Genomic DNA, 20,434 nt, shown 5'->3' with positions numbered 1-20,434 from the left:
GTCATTCGGCGGCCAGCGCCTGACGGGGGTATCCGGGACGGTGCAGCGGCAGCTCGACCCGGAACACCGCGCCGCCCTCGCTCTCGTTATGCGCCGTCAGACGACCGCCGAAATCCGCCACGATGGTGGACGAGATCGCCAGGCCCAGCCCGGTGCCCTCCCCCGGCTTCTTGGTCGTCCAGAAGGGTTCAAACAGCTTTTCCAGGTCCGAAACACCCGGCCCGTTATCGCGAACGGACACGAAGGCGTGAGCCGCGGCCTCGACCGTGATCTCGATCGCGGCGTCGGGGCGGCCGCGCACGGCATCGACCGCGTTGCGCAGCAGGTTGATCAGCACCTGCTCCAGCCGGATGCGGTCGGCCATGACCATCACCCGCTCGCGCGGGACGATGCGGATGATGCGGATCGGGCTGTGGCGCAGCTGCGGCTCCATCATGGTCAGGGCGCTGCTGACGGCGGCGCGCAGATCCACCGGCTCGACCGCCTCGCCGCCCTTGCGGGCATAGGATTTCAGCTGCCGGGTGATGGCGCCCATGCGGTCGATCAGGTCGTCGATGCGCTGGAAACTGGACAGCGCCTCCTCGGGGCGGCCCCGTTGCAGCAGCAGCCGCGCGCCGGCCAGATAGGTCTTCATCGCGGCCAGGGGCTGGTTCAGCTCGTGGCTGACGCCGGCCGACATCTCGCCCAAGGCGGCCAGCTTGGAGGATTGCTGCATGGTCTGCTCGGCCACGCGCAGTTCTTTCTGGACCCGCTCGCGTTCGGCGATCTCGCGGGTCAGGCGGGCGTTCAGGGCGCGCAGATCGGCCGATTCGCGCATATAGGCCTGGCTCTGGATGCGCGCGCGCCGCGACAGCATCCAGAACGCCCCCGCCAGAAGGATCGCGAAGCCCATGATCTGCAGCGCCAGGATCGCGTTCACCCGCTCGCGGACCGAGGAATAGGCGGTAAAGCTGATCATCCGCCAGCCCCGGAACGGCACCCGCGCCTCGGATCGCATCACCGCGCGGCCCTGCACATAGGCGTCGGCCGGGCTGGAGGTCCAATCCGCCGTCACCTGGAAGGCGCGCCGGATCGCCGAGGGCGCATCGCGCACCGCCAGCGCCTCGGGGACGGTCAGCCCGCGCCAGCGCGGCTCGGTCGACAGGATGATCACGCCCTCGCTGTCGGTCACCGCGACGGCGTCGGAAATGCCCGCCCAGGACCGCTCCAACCGGGTCAGATCGGCGCCCACGACGATCACTCCCAGGGTGCGCCCCTCGGACACCACCGCGCGGGAATAGGCGAATTCATGCGCCCCCGAGGCCATTTCCGACACCGTGAACACCGTGTCGCGCGACCGCAGCGCCTCGACGTAATAGGGGGTGGCGACGCTGTTGGTGCCGATCTGATAGCGGTCGGTCGCGCCCACCACGCGCCCCGACGCATCCAGAAGCCGGATCGAGGCGGCGCCGATCTCCTTCTGGGCGGCCATCAGCCGGGCCGAGGTGGACGAGAAATCATTGCCGTTCAGCGCCCCGATCAGCGCCGGGTCGCGCGCCAGCAGCAGCGGCACCACGGAATTGCGCTGCAGCTCGGACATCAGGTTGCCGGAATACAGCGCCAGCCGCAGCTCCGAGCGCACCCGCGTGTTCTCCGAGAACCGGTCCGTCAGCCAGGCATTGGTCGTCCAGATCGTGCCCAGGGCGGCCAGACAGATCAGCGCGATGGTCGCGCGCAGCCACCAGGGATTGACCAGGCGCGGCCCCCTGCCCCGCCGACGTTCGGCGCGGTCCTCGATATGATCATCAGCGTCCAAACGCGCGCCCGCCCCACAGGATCAACTGACGCAATCTAGGGCGATCCGCGGCGCGGCTCAAGTCAGGCCTGCGTCAAGGCGCCCACCAGCCCCCGGAACAGGGCCGCACCATCGGTGCCCCCGGTCACCGGATCGGCGGCGCGTTCGGGATGGGGCATCATGCCCAGCACGCGGCGGTTTTCCGACAGCACGCCCGCGATGTCGCCCACCGACCCGTTGATCGAGGGCGCATAGGTAAAGGCCACGCGGTCCTGATCGCGCAGCTGCGCCAGGCCGTCGGGTTCGATCTGATAGTTGCCATCGTGATGGGCGACGGGGATGCTGATCTGCTGGCCCGCCTGATACCCCTCGGTGAAGGCGCTGTCGCGGGTGGCGACGGTCAGGGTCGCGGGCTTGCACAGAAAGGTCAGCCCGGTGTTGCGCATCAGCGCGCCGGGCAGCAGGCCCAGTTCGGTCAGGACCTGAAAGCCGTTGCAGATGCCCAGCACATAGCCGCCCCGCGCCGCATGGGTCCGCAGCGCCGCGGCGATGGGCGATTGCGCGGCGATGGCCCCGCAGCGCAGATAGTCGCCATAGGAAAAGCCGCCGGGCACGCCCACCAGGTCGATGCCCTCGGGGAGGGCTGCGTCCTTGTGCCAGACGCGGACCACCTGGGCCCCCGCATGCTCCAGCGCGACGGCAAGGTCGCGGTCGCAATTCGATCCGGGGAAGGTGACGACGGCGGCTTTCATCGCGGTGCTCCTGATATCGGGTTGCCCTGCCCTTAGCGCAGGCGGGGCGCCAAAGAAAGGGGGGCCAGCCCCCCATCGCCTTGCGGCGATTCCCCCCGGGATATTTGCATGAAGAAGAAGCGGCCCCGGCGGCGCCATGAGAAAGGCCGGGCGCTTGGCCCGGCCTTTGCGTGGATCAGTTCAGCGCCTTGTTCAGGTACTGGTCCACCTTTTCCAGGTAGCCCATCGTGGTCAGCCATTTCTGGTCCGGGCCGACCAGCAGCGCCAGGTCCTTGGTCATGTGGCCATCCTCGACCGCCTGCACGGTGACCTTTTCCAGCGTCTCCGCGAATTTCAGCAGCTGCGCGTTGTCGTCCAGCTTGGCGCGATGCTTGAGGCCGCCGGTCCAGGCAAAGATCGACGCGATCGAGTTGGTCGAGGTCGCGTTGCCCTTCTGGTGCTCACGATAGTGGCGGGTCACGGTGCCGTGGGCGGCCTCGGATTCCACGATCTTTCCGTCCGGCGTCATCAGCACCGAGGTCATCAGGCCAAGCGAGCCGAAGCCCTGCGCGACGGTGTCGGACTGCACGTCGCCGTCATAGTTCTTGCAGGCCCAGACATAGCCGCCCGACCATTTCATCGCGGATGCGACCATGTCGTCGATCAGGCGGTGTTCGTAATGGATGCCGGCCTTCTTGAACTGATCCTCGAACTCGGCCTCGTAGACTTCCTGGAACAGGTCCTTGAAGCGGCCGTCATAGGCCTTGAGGATGGTGTTCTTGGTCGACAGATAGACCGGATAGCCGCGCGACAGGCCATAGTTCAGCGATGCCCGCGCGAAATCGCGGATCGAATCGTCCAGATTGTACATGGCCATGGTCACGCCCGAGGACGGCGCGTCAAAGACCTCGTGCTCGATCGTCTCTCCGTCGTCGCCGACGAACTTGATCGTCAGCTTGCCCTTGCCCGGAAAGCGGAAGTCGGTCGCGCGGTACTGGTCGCCGAAGGCATGGCGGCCGACGATGATCGGCTGCGTCCAGCCGGGCACCAGGCGGGGCACGTTCCGGCAGATGATCGGCTCGCGGAAGATCACGCCGCCCAGGATGTTGCGGATCGTGCCGTTGGGCGACCGCCACATCTTCTTCAGGCCGAATTCCTCGACGCGCTGCTCGTCGGGGGTGATGGTGGCGCATTTGACGCCCACGCCGTGCAGCTTGATCGCCTCGGCCGCGTCGATGGTGATCTGGTCGTCGGTGCGGTCACGCTCCTCGATGCCCAGGTCGTAGTATTTCAGATCGATGTCCAGATAGGGCAGGATCAGCTTCTGCTTGATGAAGTCCCAGATGATCCGCGTCATCTCGTCTCCGTCCAGCTCGACGACAGGATTTGCGACCTTGATCTTCGACATGGGGGCCCCCTTTGGCGTTGGATTCGTTGCCCCGGTCATAGCCGGAACCGGCCCGAAAGAAAAGACGGTATGCGATTGTATGCCAAATTGCCCGCAACCCTCAGGCGGCGGCGAAATGCACCCGCAGCCCGCGATGCAGCCAGTCCCACAGCGGCGGACAGCCCGCCTTGACCCAGGGGCCGACGCGCGCCTCGACATGGGCCAGCGTCACGTCATACTCGACCCAGCCCGCGCCGCCCGACCGCAGGTTCTGGACCGCGGGCTGACAGCGGTCCAGCGCCTTGGCAAAGACCGCATCCGGGCTGCGCGCGGCCTCGAACTCGGCCCACAGCGCCTGCATCCGGGCGCCCTGATCCGCGGGCAGCATCCCGAACAGGCGCCGCGCGGCGGCGGCCTCGGCCTCCTGCACAGCCGCCGACCCATGCGCCTGCCCGCCCGCCGAATGCAGCGGCACGTCGCCCACGTCGATCTCGACCAGATCGTGGATCAGCAGCATCCGGATCACCCGGCCCACATCGACCCCCGGCCCCGCCAGCCCCCCCAGAACCAGCGCATACAGCGCCAGATGCCAGCTGTGCTCGGCGCTGTTCTCGCGGCGCGACCCGTCCAGCAGGCGGTTGGCGCGCCGCACCGACTTCAGCCGGTCCGCCTCGGCCAGAAACGCCAGCCGCCGCGCCAGATCGCCCCCGGGCAGCGCCCGCCCCGCCAGCAGCGCCTGCGCCGCATCCCAGCCCTCGGGCCACTCGCGCGCGAACCGCGCCGCCCGACCGACGGTCAGATTATCGCGCACGATGGCCACATGATCGGCCAGCGGCGCATCCGCCATCAGCACCTGAAAGATCGGCTGCACGTGATCCATCCGCTTGGCCAGAACGGCATCCGCATCGGCCCGCGCCTCGAAATCGCGCCACATCGCGGCCAGCGCCGCCCCGCCCGGCGCCAGGCCAAAGATGCGCGCCGCCGCCGCAGCCTCGGCGCGCGCCAGCCCTGCCCCGTCATGGGCCAGGTGGATCGGCTGGTCGCCCGTGTCGATCTCGACCAGATCATGCAGCAGGATCATCGCGATGGCCCGGTCCGACGCGCCCATCACCATCGCCCACAGCGCGACATGCCAGGAATGCTCGGCGCTGTTCTCGGGCCGCGACAGATCCATCAGCACATTGGCGCGGGTGACCGACTTCAGCCGGTCCGCCTCGCACAGGAACGCGAATGCGTCGTCCAGCATGCCCGCCTCTTCTTCTTCACTCAAATATCCCGGGGTCCGGGGCAGCGCCCCGGCGGCCCCGCCTCAGCGCGACGTCTCGGTCAGGCGCTTCCTGACATAGCCCTGCACCAGGTCGATCATCGGCTTCATGTGGGTCTCGTCGTCGCGGAAGAAATGATCCGCGCCCTCGATCTCTTCATGGGTGACGGTGATGCCCTTCTGCTCGCGCAGCTTGGCGACCAGGGTGTGGGTGTCCTTGGGCGGCGCCACGCGGTCGGCGGTCCCGTTCACGATCAGCCCCGAACTGGGGCAGGGCGCCAGAAAGCTGAAATCATACATGTTGGCCGGCGGCGCCACGGTGATGAACCCGGTGATCTCGGGGCGGCGCATCAGCAGCTGCATCCCGATCCAGGCGCCAAAGGAAAATCCCGCGACCCAGCAATGCTTGCTGTTGGGGTTCATCGCCTGCAGATAGTCCAGCGCGGATGCCGCGTCCGACAGCTCTCCGATGCCCTGGTCGAATTCGCCCTGGCTGCGGCCCACGCCGCGGAAATTGAACCGCATGACGGTGAACCCCATGCGGTGGAACGCGTAATGCAGGTTATAGACGACGCGGTTGTTCATCGTCCCGCCATATTGCGGATGCGGATGCAGCACGATGGCGATGGGGGCGTCGGGCTTGCCGGGCTGAGGGTGGTAACGGCCTTCGAGACGGCCTTCGGGGCCGGGAAAAATCAGCTCGGGCATGGTTGTCCTTCACGGGGCTTGCACTGGGGCATGTCGGCTTTCTTGACGCCTGCGCACAGGGCTTCTAGACGGTATATCTGGGCAGCCGGCGCGGGTTTGACAAGAAACATGCAGGCCCGGCATAGCGCGCGACCACCGCGCGCGTCAATGCGGGCCGCGCCCGGACGGCACCATCAGGGGGAAGACGCGCCATGAAACTGTCCACCAAGGGACGCTACGCGATCATCGCGCTGACCGACCTGGCCATTGCCAAGGGCGGCGATCTGACCTCGCTGGCCGAGATCTCCAAGCGCCAGGACATCTCGCTGCCCTATCTGGAGCAGCTGTTCGTCCGCCTGCGCCGCGCGGGGCTGGTCTCCTCGGTCCGCGGACCGGGGGGCGGCTACCGCCTGGCCCGCACCCCCGAGACGATCCGCGTGGCCGAGATCCTCGAGGCCGTGGACGAGACGGTCAGCGCCATGCATATCGGCGCGGGCGCCTCGGGCGGCATCTCGGGGTCGCGGGCGCAGACCCTGTCGAACCGACTGTGGGAAAGCCTGTCGGCCCATGTCTACGTCTTCCTGCACAACCACACCCTGGCCGATGTGGCGAAAAACCAGCTGCTGCCCTGCCCGGCCCTGCCCAAGATCCTCAACGTCGTGGACGAGTGATCCTTAACCCAGCGTGCGTTGTCGGTGTACGCCCTGTGCACCCGCTGTGCCTGCCCCGTGCCCGCCCGGTGCGCGGTTTTTCCCAGCAATCGCTGGCCCGATCAGCCGCCGGGCCGTCCCCCGGTCACCGCGCAACGCCCGCCCCGTTGCGCGCGATCAGATCCAGGACCGCCTCCTTGGGCCGGGCCAGCACCGCGCCCTGGGGCGCCATGACCACCGGACGCTCGATCAGGATTCGGATGCGCGGCCATCACCGCGATCAGCGCCCCCTCCGACAGGCCCGGATCACCCAGGCCCAACTCCGCATAGGGCGTCCCCTTGCGCCGCAGCAAGCCCCGCGCCCCTATCCCCAGCCGCGCCAGAACCGCCCGCAGTTCGGCCTCCGACGGCGGCGCGGCAATGTAATCGCGAATCTCGGGCGCAATGCCCGCCTCGCGCAGCGCCGCCAGCACCCAGCGGGAGGTGGAGCAGGTCGGCTTGTGCCAGATTACCCAGCCCACGCTAGCGATCTCCGCCCGGAATGGGCAGGGCGCTGGTCGCCTTGATCTCCTCCATCGACAGCAGGGCCGTGACGTTGTGGATCTTCACCTCGCCGATCAGCGACTGATAGAATCGGTCATAGGCCCGCGCGTTCCGCACCTGAACCTTCAGGATATAATCGATATCGCCCGCCAGCCGGTGCGCCTCGACCACCTCGGGCCGCTCGCGCAGGGCGCGCAGGAACCGCGCCGCCCAGTCGCGGTCATGCTCGCTGGTGCGCACCAGCACAAAGAAGCACGCCTCCAGCCCCAGGGCCTCGGGGTCCAGAATCGCCACCTGCCGGCGGATCACCCCGGCCTCGCGCAGCTTGCGGATTCGGTTCCAGACCGGGGTCTTGGACGCCCCCACCCGGTCCGCGATCTGGTCCAGCGACAGGCTGGCATCCTGCTGCAGCAGGGACAGGATCTTGCGGTCCACCTCATCCAGGCGGACAGGCGTTTGGCCTGGCCCCGTATCGGGGGAAATCGGTTCCGGCATGGTACGCTCCTTGGTCGATCGTCCTTATTTGCCGCGACCACTGTGCAGAATCCAGAACGAAATTCTATATGGAGAGCAGCAATCAAGGGGTCCGACCATGAGCAAAGCCTTCACTCCGACGGCCGACCGTCCCGGCGTCATCACCGGCAACGATCTGCGTGAAGGCCACAATCTGTGGATGTGCGACGGCGGCTGGACCCCCGACCCGCGCCGCGCCACCCTGTTCGAGGACGAGGCCATCGCCGAACTGGCCCTGCTGGAGGCCATCGGCCAGCCCGGCGTCATCGTCGGCCCCTATCTGGTCGAGGCGAAACGCGGTCCCGACGGCCCCGAGCCGGTGCATTTCCGCGAGGCCTTCCGCCAGCGCGGGCCGTCCAACTATTTCCACGGTATCCAGGCCGATCGGCGCACCGCCGAGGCCCAGAAAACGGAATCCGCCCATGTTTGATATCCGCCCCGTCGAGACCGACTATGTCCGCCAGCGTGCCGCCGAATTCCGCGCCCAGGTTGCCCGCCGCCTGGACGGCAGCCTGACCGAGGACGAGTTCAAGCCGCTGCGCCTGATGAACGGCGTCTATCTGCAGCTGCATGCCTATATGCTGCGCGTGGCCATTCCCTATGGCACGATCAGCCCCGACCAGATGCGCACTCTGGCCCTGCTGGCCGAGAAATGGGACAAGGGCTATGGCCACTGGACCACGCGCCAGAACATCCAGTTCAACTGGCCCAAGCTGGTGGACATTCCCGACATGCTGGACGCGCTGGCCGATGTCGGCATGCATGCCATCCAGACCAGCGGCAACACGATCCGCAACGTGACGACCGACGCCTTTGCCGGTGCCGCCTTTGACGAGGCCGCCGATCCGCGTCCCTATGCGGAACTGCTGCGCAGCTGGTCGACCGATCATGCCGAATTCCAGTTCCTGCCGCGCAAGTTCAAGATCGCCATTTCGGGCGGCAAGAAGGACCGCGCCGTCATCGCCGCCCATGACATCGGCCTGCGTCTGACCGAACGCGATGGCAAGACCGGCTTCGAGGTCTGGATCGGCGGCGGCCTGGGCCGCACGCCCCTGCTGGGTCAGGTCGTCCGCGACTTCCTGCCCGAGGAGGACCTGCTGCCGTACGTCGAGGCGATCATCGCGACCTACAACCTGGCCGGCCGCCGCGACAACAAGTACAAGGCCCGCATCAAGATCACCGTGCTGGAGCGCGGCCTGGATGTCATGCGCGCCGAGATCGAAGAAGAATTCTTGGCCCGCCGCCGCGATTTCCACGGCGCCGACCGCGATGCGCTGGCGGTGTTCAAGGACCGCTTCCGCGCGCCGTCCTTCCGCAACGCGCCCGTCGACGGCTATGAGGCCGAGCGTCAGGCGAATCCCGCCTTCCGCAGCTGGTCGGACACGAACCTGCACCAGCACCGCGTGGACGGCTATGCCAGCGTCGTGGTGACCTTCAAGGCGCCGGGCCAGACGCCGGGCGATGCCAGCGCCGACCAGATGCGCCTGCTGGCCGATCTGGCCGAACGCTATGGCCACCACGACCTGCGCGTGATGCATGACCAGAACGTGGCCCTGCCGCATGTCCACAAATCCGACCTGCCGGCGCTGTATGCGGCGCTGCGCGAGGCGGGCCTTGCCACGGCAAATGCCGGGCTGACCAGCGACATCATCGCCTGCCCTGGCATGGATTACTGCGCGCTGGCCACCGCCCGGTCGATCCCGATCGCCGAAGAGATCGCCGACCACTTCCGCACCCTTGGGCTGGAGCAGGAGATCGGCAACCTGAACATCCGCATCTCTGGCTGCATCAACGCCTGCGGGCATCACCACCTGGGCCATATCGGCATCCTTGGGCTGGACCGTGCAGGGGTCGAGAACTATCAGATCACGCTTGGCGGCGATGCCTATGACATCCCGGCCATCGGCGAACGCGCGGGCGCGGGTTTCCCGGCGGAACAGGTGGTCCCTGCCATCGACCGGCTGCTGCGCGCCTATCTGGAGGTCCGCCAAGACCCGTCCGAACGCTTCATCGACGCCTATCGCCGTCTGGGTCAGGCTCCGTTCAAGGCCGCGCTGTATCCCGTGGCCGCCGATGCTTGACGGCAACCTGGACACGCGGGCGGGGCGGCTGAACGACCGCTATCGCCACCATGCCGCCATCGAGGTGCTGCGCCGCGCGGTCACCGACCCCGATCTGGGGCAGGTGGCGCTGGTGTCGTCCTTTGGCGCGGAATCTGTCGTGCTGCTGCATATGGTCAGCCGCGTGGCCCCCGGCCTGCCGGTGCTGTTCATCGACACGCAGATGCTGTTTGCCGAGACGCTGGCCTATCAGCAGGAGGTTTCCGCGAAACTGGGCCTGACCAACGTCCAGGTCATCACCGCCAGCGACGCAGAGATCGCCGCCCATGACCCGGACGGCACGCTGCACAAGGTGAACCCCGACGCCTGCTGCGATTTCCGCAAGACGGTGCCGCTGGAGCGGGTGCTGTCGGGCTATGACGCCTGGATCACGGGCCGCAAGCGGTTCCAGAACGGCCAACGCGCCGCGCTGGAGTTCTTTGAGCCCGAACCCCCGACCCGGCTGCGCGTGAACCCGCTGGCGCATTGGCGCCCCGAGGATGTGCAGGATTACATGGTTGAGAACCGCCTGCCCCGGCATCCGCTGGTGGCGCAGGGCTATCCGTCGATCGGCTGCGCGCCCTGCACCTCGCCCGTGGCCCCGGGCGAAGACCCCCGGTCCGGCCGCTGGCGCGGACAGGAGAAATCCGAATGCGGCATCCATTTCATCGGCGGACGCATGGTCCGCAGAAAGGTCTCGGCATGAGCGAGCAGTTGAACAGCGAACCCGTCCTGGCCCGCGATGACGGGTTTCATCCGGTGACCGACCAGCCCGCCGTGGTGCTGGCCCCCGACACCGCACCCGCGACCCTGACCGACCATCTGGACGCGGCCCTGATCGGGATCGCCTTTCCGTCCTTCAGCGACGGGCGCGGCTTTACCCTGGCCCGCCGCCTGCGCGAGCTGGGGTACACCGGGCGCCTGCGCGCCACGGGTCGGCTGATCGCCGATCAATACGCCATGGCGCGCCGCGTGGGCTTTGACGAGGTCGAGGTCGCCGCCGACATCGCCGCCCGTCAGCCCGAGGATCAATGGCGGGCCCGCGCCGACTGGAAAGCCTGGGACCATCGGGCGCAGCTGGCCGGGTGACCCTTTCACCCGCGCGCCCCATCGACTAGATGACAAGGATTGCAACAATGACGCTGGATCTGCCCGTGACCGAGGCCGCCAAGATTACCGTTCCCGACGCCCAGACCGTGACCTCCGTCACGAAATGGACCGACAGCCTGTTCTCGTTCCGGGTGACGCGGCCTGCCTCGCTGCGTTTCCGGTCGGGCGAATTCGTGATGATCGGCCTGCCGGGCGACAACGGCAAGCCGCTGCTGCGCGCCTATTCCATCGCCTCGCCCAACTGGGACGACGAGTTGGAATTCTATTCCATCATCGTGCCGGACGGGCCGCTGACCTCAAAGCTGCAGCACATCAAGCCGGGCGACCAGATCATCCTGCGCCCGAAACCCGTGGGCACGCTGGTCCTCGACGCGCTGTTGCCGGGCAAGCGGCTGTGGTTCCTGGCCACCGGCACCGGCATCGCGCCCTTTGCCAGCCTGATGCGCGACCCCGAGACCTATGAGCGGTTCGAGCAGGTCATCATGATGCACACCTGCCGCACCGGAGAGGAGCTGGTCTATGGCGCCGAGCTGGTGAACAACCTGCGCCACGACCCGCTGCTGACCGAGATCTATGGCGACGACTTCGCACAGCGGCTGAAATACTATCCCACCACGACGCGCGAACCCTCGCCCTTCATGGGCCGCATCACCGACAACCTGACCTCGGGCAAGGTGCTGTCCGATCTGGGCCTGCCCCCCATCGACCCGGCCGAGGATCGCGCGATGATCTGCGGCAGCCTGGCCTTCAACGTCGACGTCAAGGCCGTGCTGGAAGGGTTCGGCCTGCATGAGGGCGCCAATTCCGAGCCGCGCGAATTCGTGGTCGAAAAGGCGTTCGTGGGCGAAGGCGTCTGATTTCGCCACCCCGCTGACACGATCGGCCGCGCCTGTCCGGGCGCGGCCTTTGTCATGGCCACGCACGATCACGCGACGGTCACGGACAATTTGGGAACCCTTCGGCCAAGTGCCTGTTAAACCGTCAATGATAGACGTTCGGTTTTCCCGGAGGAGCATCCCATGCGCCGAATTATCCACAACTCGACCGCCCTTGCGGCCTGCCTGTCGCTGATGGCGCCGCACCTGGCGATGGCGCAGCCGCGCCTGCCCGCCGATGCGGCAGGCACGCCTGCGGTGCAGAACCTGGTCCTGACCCAAGCCGAAGCGCCGGCCGAGGCCACCGAAGATGGTGAGATCCTGCCGCCCGCCGAGACCTTGGATGACGAGGCCGCCGATGAGACGGCTGAGACTGAGGACGGCCCGCAGGACGGTGCCGATCTGAACCGCGATGCCGTTGCGCCCGAGGCCGAGGCCGACGCACCCGCTGAGGAGCCGCAGGCGGAACCCGCCCCCGAGCCGCAACCTGAACCCGGGCCCGGCCCGGAACCCGAGCCCGAACCGCAGCCGGAACCCGCGCCTGAGCCCGTCACCGAGCCGGAGGCAGAGCCGCAGCCCGTGACCGAGCCCGAAGCCGAGCCGGAGCCCGCGCCGGCCGCCGAGGCAGAAGCCCCGACCGAGGCGGAGGCGGCGCCCGAAGCTGCGACCTTGGGCGAACAGGACAACCAGGCCCCGGCCCCCAAGCCGCAAGGCCGCTCTGCTGAGCAGGCGCCCGACGCCTCCGGTCAGGCACCACTGGCCAACCCGCAGCGTCAGGCCCCGGCCACCGATGCGGAGCCCGCAGCCGAGGCCCCGGCCGAGGATGACGCCACCGGCTTGGCCGAGGCGCTGCGCGCCGTGACCGAGGGCGAGACCGAAGAGACCCCCGAGGCCGAGACCGCCGAGGCTCAGCCCGAAGCCGCCGCCGCACAGGACAGCCTGCGCTTGGCGACCGGCAGCGTTCAGACCGACCGTGCGGGTGCCCTGCCCGGCCTGGCGAACGTTCTGTCGGGCGAGGTGTCGAACGGCCTGACTGCGGAATCGCTGACCTGCCTGTCGGGCGGCGCCTTCCCCTGCGCCGATGGTGGCCGCGCGATGACCCCCGGCGGTGTCGTCGTCGAGACCAACGAGGCGGGCGAACTGCGCCTGGCCCCGGTCGAGGCGCAGATGTACCGCGTCGGCGAGAACGGCGAGTTGATCCAGCGCGCCGCCGAGGAGGACACCCCCGAGACCGAAGCCTCGCGCGAGGCGGCCGAGACGACCGAAGCCTCGACCGCGGCGGCCCTGGATGCAGCCGACGGCTCGGGCGAGACGACCGAGCAGCAGGTGACCGAAGAGAACGCGCGGTCCTCCTCCGAGGATTTCACCACCAGCCTGCGCGACGCGCTGGCGGGCGCCACCGGTCAGCAGCAGCAGGCCAGCGACGACAATGACAACAACCGCCTGCGCAACGCCCTGCTGCTGGGTCTGGGCGCGGTCGCCGTCGGCACCTATCTGAACAACAACCGCCAGGTCGCCCTGTCGGCGCCCGACCGGATCGTCGTGACCCGCCCCGATGGCAGCCAAGAGGTGATCAAGGACGAGGTCGCCCTGCTGCGCCAGCCCGGCTCGACTGTGACGACCGAGAATTTTGACGACGGCTCGTCGCGCACCATCGTGACGCGCGCCGATGGCAGCCGCGTGGTGACCATCCGCGATGCGAATCTGCAGGTGCTGCGCCGCACGCTGGTCAGCGCCGATGGCACCACCACGCGCCTGATCGACGACACCACCGACGTGCAGCCGGTCGATGTCGGCCAGCTGCCCAGCCCGGCCCCCGTCCAGACCGGCACCGCGCCCCTGAACGAGGACCAGCTGCGCGAGGCCCTGCAACGCGAGGCGAATGTCGATCGCCGCTTTACCCTGTCGCAGATCCGCAACATCCCCGAGGTTCGGGCGCTGGTGGCGCCGGTGAACATCGACGCGATCACCTTTGACACCGGCTCGGCGGCGATCCGTCCCGACCAGGCGCAGCAGCTGCAGAGCCTGGGCCGCGTGATCCAGCAGTCGATCGCGAACAACCCGCGCGAGATCTTCATGATCGAGGGTCACACCGACACCGTCGGATCGGATGCCGCCAACCTGGCGCTGTCGGACCGTCGGGCCGAAACGGTGGCGCTGGCGCTGACGGAATATTTCGACGTCCCGCCGGAGAACATGGTCACCCAAGGCTATGGCGAACGCTTCCTGCGCGTGCGCGCCGAAGGCGATATCCGCGAGAACCGTCGCGCCTCGGTGCGTCGCATCACCGACCTGCTGGCCCAGTAAGGCCCGTCCCACGGAAAAGGCCCCGGCATCGCGCCGGGGCCTTTTTCATGCGCGCTAGTCTGCGGCCAGGAACCCGCCCGACTGCCGGTGCCACAGCCGCGCATAAAGCCCGTCCTGCGCCAGCAGTTCGGCATGGCTGCCCTGTTCGATGATGCGGCCCTGATCCATCACGATCAGCCGGTCCATCGCGGCGATGGTCGACAGGCGATGCGCGATGGCGATGACCGTCTTGCCCTGCATCAGCAGCTCCAGCCGAGACTGGATCGCGGCCTCGACCTCGCTGTCCAGGGCGCTGGTGGCCTCGTCCAGGATCAGGATCGGCGCGTCTTTGAGCGCGACCCGCGCAATGGCGATGCGCTGGCGCTGGCCGCCCGACAGCTTGACGCCGCGTTCGCCCACATGCGCGTCCAGACCCCGCCGCCCGTGGCTGTCCGACAGCAGCGGCACGAACCCGTCCGCCTCGGCCATGCGCAGGGCGTCCATGATCTGCGCCTCGGTCGCGTCGGGGCGGCCATAGGCGATGTTCTCGCGCACCGACCGGTGCAGCAGAGAGCTGTCCTGCGTGACCACGCCGATGGCCGCGCGCAGGCTGTCCTGGGTCACATGAGCGATATTCTGGCCGTCGATGGTGATGCTGCCCCGGTCGATATCGTGGAACCGCAGGAGCAGGTTGATCAGCGTCGATTTCCCCGCCCCGGACCGGCCGACCAGCCCCACCCGTTCGCCCGCGCGCAGATGCAGCGTCAGATCGTCCAGCACCGCCATCGGCTGCGCCCCGGCTACCGCGCCATAGCGGAAGGTGACGCCGTCGAAGCGCACCTCGGCCGGGCCGGGCCGCAAGGCGGGCGCGCCAGGGGCATCGCGCACCTCTCGCGGCAGGGACAGGCTGGTGATGCCGTCGCGGACCGTGCCGATGTTTTCGAACAGGGCCGCGAATTCCCACATGATCCAATGCGACATGTTGTTCAGCCGCAAGGCCAGCGGCACGGCGATGGCCACAGCCCCCACCGCGATCTGATCGCTGGTCCACAGCCACAGGCCCAAGCCCGCCACCGCCGCGACCAGCCAGACGTTCAGCAGATTCAGCGTGATGTCCTGCAGGCTGGACAGGCGCATCTGGCGATGGACGGTGCCCAGAAAGCGGTCCATCCCCTCGTGCATCCAGGCCTCCTCTCGGTCGGAGTGAGAGAACAGCTTGACCGTCGCGATGTTGGTATAGCTGTCTACGATGCGCCCGGTCATGCCGCTGCGCGCATCGGCCTGTTCCTGCGCCACCCGGCCAAGGCGCGGCACCACATACCACAGCAGCAGCCCATAGGCCGCCGCCCACAGGCCAAAGGGCACCGCCAGCCGCCAGTCCTGGCTGGCCGCCAGCACCAGCGCGCCGAGGAAATAGATCAGCACATAGCTGCCGACATCCATGATCTTCATGGACACTTCGCGCACGGCCAAGGCGGTCTGCATCAGGCGCTGCGCGATGCGGCCCGCGAATTCGTCCTGGAAATAGCCGACTGACTGGCGCAGCAGCCAGCGATGCGCCTGCCAGCGGATGCGCTGCGGGAAATTGCCCATCAGCGACTGGTGCAGCACCAGCGATGTCACGATGTTCAGCACCGGCATCACCACCAGCAGCACCACCGCCATCCAGGCGATCCCGGTCCCGTAGAGGTCCCAGAACTGGTCGCGCGGGGTTTCCGACAGGCGGTCGACCAGCTGGCCCAGCCAGCCGAACAGCATCACCTCGATTACCGCGATCAGGCCTGACCCGATGGCCAGCAGGATCAGCCAGGGCAAGGTGCCGCGGCTGTAATGCAGAACGAACCGCCACAGGCCGGGGGGCGGCATGCCGGGCGGCTGGTCGGGATAGGGATCGATGCGGCGTTCGAACCAGGCGAACATTCGGGCACCCCTTGCTGGCGGATCGGGCCGCAGTGCTGGCCCGCCCCGCCTGCGGAGTCAAGCCGGGGGGTTGATCTTTGTGGGTTTGGCGGAACACGCGCGCGGCAGGGCCGTTATGGGGGTGACGTTCAGCACGAAAGGCTATCCGATGACCATCGACACCCTCAAGGATCTGTATCTGGACCAGCTGAAGGATCTGTATTCGGCCTGCAAGCAGTCCATGCCCGTCGTCACCGAAATGGGTCGCGCCGCCACCTCGCGTGAGTTGGCCGAGGCGCTGATCGCCGGGAACGAGGGCATCGCGCGCGGCATGGAGGCCATCGCCAGCCTGTGCAGCGAGCATGGCCAGGACCCGACCGGAGAGCATTGCAAGGGCATGGAGGGCCTGGTGACCGAGGCCCGCAAACACGCCATCGAGGCCGATTTCGGCAATGGCGACGTGCGCGACGCGGCGATCATCACCCAGTATCAGCGCCTGACGCATTACGCGATCGCAGGCTATGGCTGCGTGCGCAGCTTTGCCAACCGGCTGGAGCTGGATGGCGACGGCGCGGTGCTGCAGGACTGCCTGATGCGCACCCGCGACGGGGACGAGCACATGACCCGCATCGCCGAAGGCGGCGTGAACGCGGCCGCAGCCCAGGGCTGATCCCGACCGATCCGAATGATGCCCGGCACCCCGCATGGGGGCCGGGCATCATGCTGTCACAGGGTACCCGATGCCATCTCGCGGGCGATGTGGTCGGCCTGCCGGATCGCCAGTGCGACGATGGTCAGGGTCGGGTTCTCGGCCGCGCCGGTGGTGAACTGGCTGCCATCCGAGACGAACAGGTTCGGGATGTCATGCGTCTGGCCCCATTTGTTTACCACGCCATCCTCGGGGCGTTCCGACATGCGGTTGGTGCCCAGGTTGTGGGTCGAGGGATAGGGCGGCGTCGGCAGCGTCCGCGTGGCCCCCATCGCCCGATACATGGCCTGCCCCCGCTCATAGGCGTGGTTGCGCATGGCGACGTCATTGGGGTGGTCACTGAAATTGACGTTGGCCACCCGCAGCCCAAAGCGGTCGACCGTGTCCGACAGGGTGACGCGGTTCGTCTCCTGCGGCATGTCCTCTCCGACGATCCACATCCCGGCCATGTATTCGTACTGGTCCAGCGCGCTGGTGAATTCGCGCCCCCAGCTGCCCGGGTCCAGAAAGGCCGCCATGAAGGGCAGGCCCAGGGCCAGCGTCTCCAGCTCATAGCCGCCGACAAAGCCGCGGGCCGGGTCGTGACGGGACTCGTCCTGCATGATGCCGGCCATGGTGGTGCCGCGCCACATCCGCACCGGCTTTTCAAAGATGCCATAGACCGAGCCGGTCGTGTGCCGCATGTAGTTGCGCCCCACATGGCCGCTGCTGTTGGCCAGCCCGTCCGGGAACATGTCGCTGGCGCTGTTCAGCAGCAGGCGCGGGCTCTCAAAGCTGTTGCCCGCCACGGCCACGATGCGCGCCGCCTGGAACTGCAGGTTTCCGTCGCGGTCGAAATACTCGACCCCGGTCACCCGGCCCGCGTCATTGTGCAGGATGCGCGCGACATGGGCGTGGTCGCGGACCTCCAGGTTGCCGGTCGCCTCGCCGCGCGGGATGTCGGTATAGGCCGACGACCATTTCGCGCCCCATTTGCAGCCCTGGAAACAGAACCCCGTCTGCTGGCAGGCGGGGCGGTCGTCATAGTCGGCGCTGTTGATCGCCATGCGACCGGTATGGACCTCGGTATAGCCAAGCGCCTTGGCCCCGGCCTCGAACACCTTGTAGTTGTTGTTGCCCGGCAGGCCCTCGCGCCCCTCGGTCAGGGTCACGCCCAGCTTGGCCTCGGCCAGATCGTACCAGGGCGCCATCTCGGCCGCGTCGATGGGCCAGTCCAGCAGGTTCGCCCCCTCGACCGCGCCATAGGTGGTCAGGGCCTTCCATTCATGGTCCTGAAACCGAATCGACGCGCCCGCCCAATGGGTCGTGGTGCCGCCCACGGCCTTGACGATCCAGGCGGGCAACCCGCCGAAATCCTTGGCCACGCGCCAGTCGCCGCTGGTCGTGCGCGGGTCGGTCCAGGCCAGCTGGCCAAAGCTGTCCCATTCGTCGTTGACGTAATCCTCGGGCAGATAGCGCCCGCCCGCCTCAAGGGCCACGACCTTGACGCCCTTCTGCGCCAGTTCGTTGGCCAGCACGCCGCCGCCCGCGCCCGTGCCGATGATGACGACCACGCTGTCGTCGGTCAGTTCGAATTTCGCCGCATTTGCCATGATCCGCCCCCCTTACAGCCAGTCGATGTCGTCAAAGCCGCGGTCGATATAGCCGCCTTGGGAAAAGCTCTCTCCCTCATAGCCAAAGATCGGCCAGACCTCCTTCTGGTTATACAGCCCGGTCACCAGCCCCCCGCGCACCGTCTGGAAGAACGCGCCGTCCTGCATGTCGCGCAGGATGGCGACCCGGTCGGCCTCCCACCCCATCGAGACGTAATCGGCGTGCCCCGCGGCCTGCGCGGCGGCGTCCAGCGCGGCGATGCCCTCGGCGACCATGGCCGCGCTTTCCGGGGTGTCATAGCCCTTGACGGCGATGGCGTAATAGCGGTCGCCGATCCGGTCATGCGGATAGATGTCGCGCGCCATCTGCAGCAGCGTCGCCATCTGATGTTCGCTGATCGCCGTCACCTGGACGGCCCAGGCCGCGTCGGGGGCGGCGACAAAGCCTACCCCGGTCACCGCCAGCGCCCCCGCCGCCACGGCACGCGACAACAGCGCGCGTCGCGTCAGCCCCTTGGTCCTTGCCTCAGACATGGGTTCCTCCTCCCTCTGTGTCGGTGCCGCACCCCCTCCCAAGGGCGCGAACTGCCTATTGGTATCGGCCGCCGCGCTGCAGCACCTCGATCTCGTAGCCGTCGGGGTCCTTGATGAAGAAGAACCGCGCGATCACCGTGCCACCGGGCGCGAAATCGACCAGCTTGCGCGGGGCAAAGCCCATCTCCTCCAGCCGGGCATGGGTCGCGTCCACATCGTCGACCGAAAAGGCGACATGGCCATAGCCGTCGCCCAGATCGTAAGGCTCGGTCCGGTCCTTGTTCACCGTCAGCTCCAGCTCGGTGCCGGATTCGCCGTTGGACAGATAGATCAGCGTGAATTTCTCGAAATCCAGCCGCTCGGCCACCTTCAACCCAAAGCAGCGGTCATAGAAATCGACCGTCGCCGCCTCGTTCAGAACGCGGATCATCGAGTGGATGTATTTGGCCATCTGGCCCTCCCTGCACGTGCCGTCATCAGATCAGGCTAGGGCGTGGGCGCAGCGGTCGGGTAGTAATGGAATACTACAGAGGCGTTTTTTGCATCATTCCGCCGCTATGGCCGGAACGATGTCGGTCTCACCCAGGTGGATCGTGCATGCGCAGCGCAACAGCGAGGTGAAGTTGCGCGCCTCTCCATGCAGCTCCAGCACCTCGGCATGCAGCTTGCAGATGAAGGCGTTGGTGCTCACCCCCTCGCGCGCGGCGATCCGATCCAGGATATGCCAGAACGCCCGCTCCAGCCGGATCGAGGTCGACTGGCCGTTGAGGCGCAGACGGCGGGTGACGGTCTCATAGCGGTCCGGGTGCTGCCCGGCAAAGATCTGGCACATCAGCGTGATCTCGAGGTGGTTGCGCCCTACCACTGTCGCGCCGCCACGTCCTGCGGTCAACGCGACTTTTTCGGCAGGATGCGCCACATGGTGGTCGCCCTGTCGTGTGCGGACTGCGGCAAGTGCCCTTGCTTGTCGCGGGCCGGCCAAGATGGAGCATATGTAAAAGGTCGGGCCAAGCGTCACGCACCGATCTCTGCGGTCTTCATGAGTCGGCCAATCTGATGTCCCGCGCGATCATCACCGCCTCGGTGCCCCATCCGGTGACAACGACAGTCCTGCCGGATCTCAGCTGTATGAAGACCTCAATTCGTGCCCGGCAGATCCGATGGAACGGTGGCACCAGATCCATGAATGCAACACTCCGGACACAGTAGCGCCCGCCCCCACCAGCAGCAGCATCGGTTTTCAGGACAACTTCGGTTGGGCCGCCGGTCAGGACGGCTGCGGCCAGTGGCAATCCGGCAATGGCGGCCGAGTAACCACCGACCATCAGCATGATCGGCATGACGATGCAACGGCCTATCCAGTCGAGCAAGCGCTGGCTTGATGTTCTGGCAGCCGGTGCCCGCTTCAGGGGGATCAGCAGAACTGCTCCGATCAGGCAATAGGCAACGCTTGAGACGACGACAGGCCCGGTCGGCCTGGTCAGCACCAGCGGTCCCCAGCCCAAGGAAAGAGCGAACAGTGGCCCCATGGAGACAAGCAGCCATAGATAACCCAACCATCGCGGCCATTTCGGCCAGCGCTCGCTATCCCACCAGATGCGTATCAGGCGCCCCATCGCGATCCCTCCCGCCTATGAAAAAGGGCCGCCCCTTGGGGGCGGCCCTTTCCGTCTGTCTTTGGGTCAGATCACTTGATGATCTTGGACACGACGCCTGCGCCGACGGTGCGGCCGCCTTCGCGGATGGCGAAGCGCAGCTTCTCTTCCATGGCGATCGGCGCG

The 20,434-nt window shown here is 67.4% G+C and carries 22 protein-coding genes; 8 read left to right on the top strand and 14 right to left on the bottom strand.

Translation table 11 applies throughout. From position 1 onward, the window contains the following. Position 1 precedes the first annotated feature (1 nt). The 5 genes from FA740_RS12080 to FA740_RS12060 all read right to left on the bottom strand — a co-directional run bounded on the left by FA740_RS12080 (position 2) and on the right by FA740_RS12060 (position 5,864). Positions 2 to 1,717: a sensor histidine kinase gene (locus tag FA740_RS12080; RefSeq protein WP_136857119.1), complete on the bottom strand. Its 1,716-nt coding sequence runs from the start codon at positions 1,715 to 1,717 to the stop codon at positions 2 to 4. A gap of 140 nt (positions 1,718 to 1,857) precedes the next feature. Next, entirely contained in the window at positions 1,858 to 2,526 is a 669-nt protein-coding gene (gene purQ, locus FA740_RS12075; RefSeq protein ID WP_136857031.1) for a phosphoribosylformylglycinamidine synthase subunit PurQ, read from the bottom strand. A gap of 175 nt (positions 2,527 to 2,701) precedes the next feature. Next, positions 2,702 to 3,913, bottom strand: a complete 1,212-nt coding sequence (locus FA740_RS12070) for an NADP-dependent isocitrate dehydrogenase (RefSeq protein ID WP_136857030.1) — start codon at positions 3,911 to 3,913, stop codon at positions 2,702 to 2,704. A 100-nt stretch (positions 3,914 to 4,013) separates the two neighbouring features. After that, positions 4,014 to 5,138, bottom strand: a complete 1,125-nt coding sequence (locus tag FA740_RS12065) for an HD domain-containing protein (RefSeq protein WP_136857029.1) — start codon at positions 5,136 to 5,138, stop codon at positions 4,014 to 4,016. Positions 5,139 to 5,201: 63 nt separating this feature from the next. Continuing rightward, positions 5,202 to 5,864: an alpha/beta hydrolase gene (locus FA740_RS12060; RefSeq protein WP_136857028.1), complete on the bottom strand. Its 663-nt coding sequence runs from the start codon at positions 5,862 to 5,864 to the stop codon at positions 5,202 to 5,204. Positions 5,865 to 6,055: 191 nt separating this feature from the next. Here FA740_RS12060 and iscR point away from each other — a divergent pair, with 191 nt between their 5' ends. Beyond that, the gene (gene iscR / locus FA740_RS12055; protein ID WP_136857027.1) at positions 6,056 to 6,514 is read left to right on the top strand and encodes a Fe-S cluster assembly transcriptional regulator IscR; all 459 of its coding nucleotides are present in this window, start codon (positions 6,056 to 6,058) and stop codon (positions 6,512 to 6,514) included. A 101-nt stretch (positions 6,515 to 6,615) separates the two neighbouring features. Here iscR and FA740_RS12050 read toward each other — a convergent pair whose 3' ends face one another. Beyond that, on the bottom strand, positions 6,616 to 7,014 hold the full coding sequence (locus FA740_RS12050; RefSeq protein ID WP_211243699.1) for an ArsC/Spx/MgsR family protein: 399 nt from the start codon (positions 7,012 to 7,014) through the stop codon (positions 6,616 to 6,618). Position 7,015: 1 nt separating this feature from the next. Next, a complete protein-coding gene (locus FA740_RS12045) occupies positions 7,016 to 7,531 on the bottom strand; it encodes an Lrp/AsnC family transcriptional regulator (RefSeq protein ID WP_136857026.1) in 516 nt (171 codons plus the stop codon). 97 nt (positions 7,532 to 7,628) lie between these two features. On the opposite strand from FA740_RS12045, the gene FA740_RS12040 reads away from it, so the two are divergent. The 6 genes from FA740_RS12040 to FA740_RS12015 all read left to right on the top strand — a co-directional run bounded on the left by FA740_RS12040 (position 7,629) and on the right by FA740_RS12015 (position 13,940). After that, a complete protein-coding gene (locus FA740_RS12040; protein ID WP_136857025.1) occupies positions 7,629 to 7,979 on the top strand; it encodes a DUF2849 domain-containing protein in 351 nt (116 codons plus the stop codon). Beyond that, complete coding sequence (locus FA740_RS12035) at positions 7,972 to 9,630, top strand: nitrite/sulfite reductase (RefSeq protein ID WP_136857024.1); 1,659 nt, start codon at positions 7,972 to 7,974, stop codon at positions 9,628 to 9,630. The genes FA740_RS12040 and FA740_RS12035 overlap by 8 nt, the downstream gene beginning before the upstream one ends. Continuing rightward, complete coding sequence (locus tag FA740_RS12030) at positions 9,623 to 10,354, top strand: phosphoadenylyl-sulfate reductase (RefSeq protein ID WP_136857023.1); 732 nt, start codon at positions 9,623 to 9,625, stop codon at positions 10,352 to 10,354. The genes FA740_RS12035 and FA740_RS12030 overlap by 8 nt, the downstream gene beginning before the upstream one ends. Continuing rightward, positions 10,351 to 10,737 carry a DUF934 domain-containing protein gene (locus FA740_RS12025; protein ID WP_136857022.1) on the top strand — a complete coding sequence of 129 codons (387 nt, stop codon included), beginning with the start codon at positions 10,351 to 10,353 and terminating at the stop codon, positions 10,735 to 10,737. The genes FA740_RS12030 and FA740_RS12025 overlap by 4 nt, the downstream gene beginning before the upstream one ends. A gap of 47 nt (positions 10,738 to 10,784) precedes the next feature. Continuing rightward, a complete protein-coding gene (locus FA740_RS12020; protein ID WP_136857021.1) occupies positions 10,785 to 11,615 on the top strand; it encodes a ferredoxin--NADP reductase in 831 nt (276 codons plus the stop codon). Positions 11,616 to 11,777: 162 nt separating this feature from the next. Next, positions 11,778 to 13,940, top strand: coding sequence for an OmpA family protein (locus FA740_RS12015; protein WP_136857020.1), 2,163 nt, complete (start codon positions 11,778 to 11,780; stop codon positions 13,938 to 13,940). Positions 13,941 to 13,994: 54 nt separating this feature from the next. Here FA740_RS12015 and FA740_RS12010 read toward each other — a convergent pair whose 3' ends face one another. Beyond that, entirely contained in the window at positions 13,995 to 15,839 is a 1,845-nt protein-coding gene (locus FA740_RS12010; RefSeq protein ID WP_136857019.1) for an ABC transporter ATP-binding protein, read from the bottom strand. 148 nt (positions 15,840 to 15,987) lie between these two features. On the opposite strand from FA740_RS12010, the gene FA740_RS12005 reads away from it, so the two are divergent. Continuing rightward, entirely contained in the window at positions 15,988 to 16,488 is a 501-nt protein-coding gene (locus FA740_RS12005) for a DUF892 family protein (protein ID WP_136857018.1), read from the top strand. Positions 16,489 to 16,544: 56 nt separating this feature from the next. Here FA740_RS12005 and FA740_RS12000 read toward each other — a convergent pair whose 3' ends face one another. From FA740_RS12000 to FA740_RS11975, 6 genes are all read right to left on the bottom strand, one after another. Next, positions 16,545 to 18,119: a GMC family oxidoreductase gene (locus tag FA740_RS12000; protein ID WP_136857017.1), complete on the bottom strand. Its 1,575-nt coding sequence runs from the start codon at positions 18,117 to 18,119 to the stop codon at positions 16,545 to 16,547. Between the two features lie 12 nt (positions 18,120 to 18,131). Next, positions 18,132 to 18,653: a Twin-arginine translocation pathway signal gene (locus FA740_RS11995; RefSeq protein ID WP_136857016.1), complete on the bottom strand. Its 522-nt coding sequence runs from the start codon at positions 18,651 to 18,653 to the stop codon at positions 18,132 to 18,134. Positions 18,654 to 18,708: 55 nt separating this feature from the next. Beyond that, positions 18,709 to 19,104 carry a VOC family protein gene (locus FA740_RS11990; RefSeq protein ID WP_136857015.1) on the bottom strand — a complete coding sequence of 132 codons (396 nt, stop codon included), beginning with the start codon at positions 19,102 to 19,104 and terminating at the stop codon, positions 18,709 to 18,711. A gap of 93 nt (positions 19,105 to 19,197) precedes the next feature. Beyond that, a complete protein-coding gene (locus tag FA740_RS11985; protein ID WP_136857118.1) occupies positions 19,198 to 19,485 on the bottom strand; it encodes a ribbon-helix-helix domain-containing protein in 288 nt (95 codons plus the stop codon). A 205-nt stretch (positions 19,486 to 19,690) separates the two neighbouring features. Continuing rightward, positions 19,691 to 20,269, bottom strand: a complete 579-nt coding sequence (locus FA740_RS11980; RefSeq protein ID WP_136857014.1) for a hypothetical protein — start codon at positions 20,267 to 20,269, stop codon at positions 19,691 to 19,693. Positions 20,270 to 20,340: 71 nt separating this feature from the next. Then, positions 20,341 to 20,434, bottom strand: a 94-nt coding sequence (locus FA740_RS11975) for an EF-Tu C-terminal domain-related protein (RefSeq protein WP_136857013.1), incomplete at its 5' end; no start/stop codon positions are given.

Origin of the sequence: Paracoccus hibiscisoli (genome assembly GCF_005048265.1) — a bacterium.
GTDB lineage: Bacteria > Pseudomonadota > Alphaproteobacteria > Rhodobacterales > Rhodobacteraceae > Paracoccus > Paracoccus hibiscisoli.
The sequence above is the reverse complement of the archived record's forward strand: the minus strand, read 5'-3'. Positions and strand labels throughout refer to the sequence as shown.

Excerpts from the sequence above, each read along its gene's own strand:
- purQ (WP_136857031.1), bottom strand. The coding sequence starts at position 2,526 with ATGAAAGCCGCCGTCGTCACCTTCCCCGGATCGAATTGCGACCGCGAC.
- FA740_RS12070 (WP_136857030.1), bottom strand. The coding sequence starts at position 3,913 with ATGTCGAAGATCAAGGTCGCAAATCCTGTCGTCGAGCTGGACGGAGAC.
- FA740_RS12065 (WP_136857029.1), bottom strand. The coding sequence starts at position 5,138 with ATGCTGGACGACGCATTCGCGTTCCTGTGCGAGGCGGACCGGCTGAAG.
- FA740_RS12060 (WP_136857028.1), bottom strand. The coding sequence starts at position 5,864 with ATGCCCGAGCTGATTTTTCCCGGCCCCGAAGGCCGTCTCGAAGGCCGT.
- iscR (WP_136857027.1), top strand. The coding sequence starts at position 6,056 with ATGAAACTGTCCACCAAGGGACGCTACGCGATCATCGCGCTGACCGAC.
- FA740_RS12045 (WP_136857026.1), bottom strand. The coding sequence starts at position 7,531 with ATGCCGGAACCGATTTCCCCCGATACGGGGCCAGGCCAAACGCCTGTC.
- FA740_RS12040 (WP_136857025.1), top strand. The coding sequence starts at position 7,629 with ATGAGCAAAGCCTTCACTCCGACGGCCGACCGTCCCGGCGTCATCACC.
- FA740_RS12035 (WP_136857024.1), top strand. The coding sequence starts at position 7,972 with ATGTTTGATATCCGCCCCGTCGAGACCGACTATGTCCGCCAGCGTGCC.
- FA740_RS12030 (WP_136857023.1), top strand. The coding sequence starts at position 9,623 with ATGCTTGACGGCAACCTGGACACGCGGGCGGGGCGGCTGAACGACCGC.
- FA740_RS12025 (WP_136857022.1), top strand. The coding sequence starts at position 10,351 with ATGAGCGAGCAGTTGAACAGCGAACCCGTCCTGGCCCGCGATGACGGG.
- FA740_RS12020 (WP_136857021.1), top strand. The coding sequence starts at position 10,785 with ATGACGCTGGATCTGCCCGTGACCGAGGCCGCCAAGATTACCGTTCCC.
- FA740_RS12015 (WP_136857020.1), top strand. The coding sequence starts at position 11,778 with ATGCGCCGAATTATCCACAACTCGACCGCCCTTGCGGCCTGCCTGTCG.
- FA740_RS12010 (WP_136857019.1), bottom strand. The coding sequence starts at position 15,839 with ATGTTCGCCTGGTTCGAACGCCGCATCGATCCCTATCCCGACCAGCCG.
- FA740_RS12005 (WP_136857018.1), top strand. The coding sequence starts at position 15,988 with ATGACCATCGACACCCTCAAGGATCTGTATCTGGACCAGCTGAAGGAT.
- FA740_RS12000 (WP_136857017.1), bottom strand. The coding sequence starts at position 18,119 with ATGGCAAATGCGGCGAAATTCGAACTGACCGACGACAGCGTGGTCGTC.
- FA740_RS11995 (WP_136857016.1), bottom strand. The coding sequence starts at position 18,653 with ATGTCTGAGGCAAGGACCAAGGGGCTGACGCGACGCGCGCTGTTGTCG.
- FA740_RS11990 (WP_136857015.1), bottom strand. The coding sequence starts at position 19,104 with ATGGCCAAATACATCCACTCGATGATCCGCGTTCTGAACGAGGCGGCG.
- FA740_RS11985 (WP_136857118.1), bottom strand. The coding sequence starts at position 19,485 with ATGTGCCAGATCTTTGCCGGGCAGCACCCGGACCGCTATGAGACCGTC.
- FA740_RS11980 (WP_136857014.1), bottom strand. The coding sequence starts at position 20,269 with ATGGGGCGCCTGATACGCATCTGGTGGGATAGCGAGCGCTGGCCGAAA.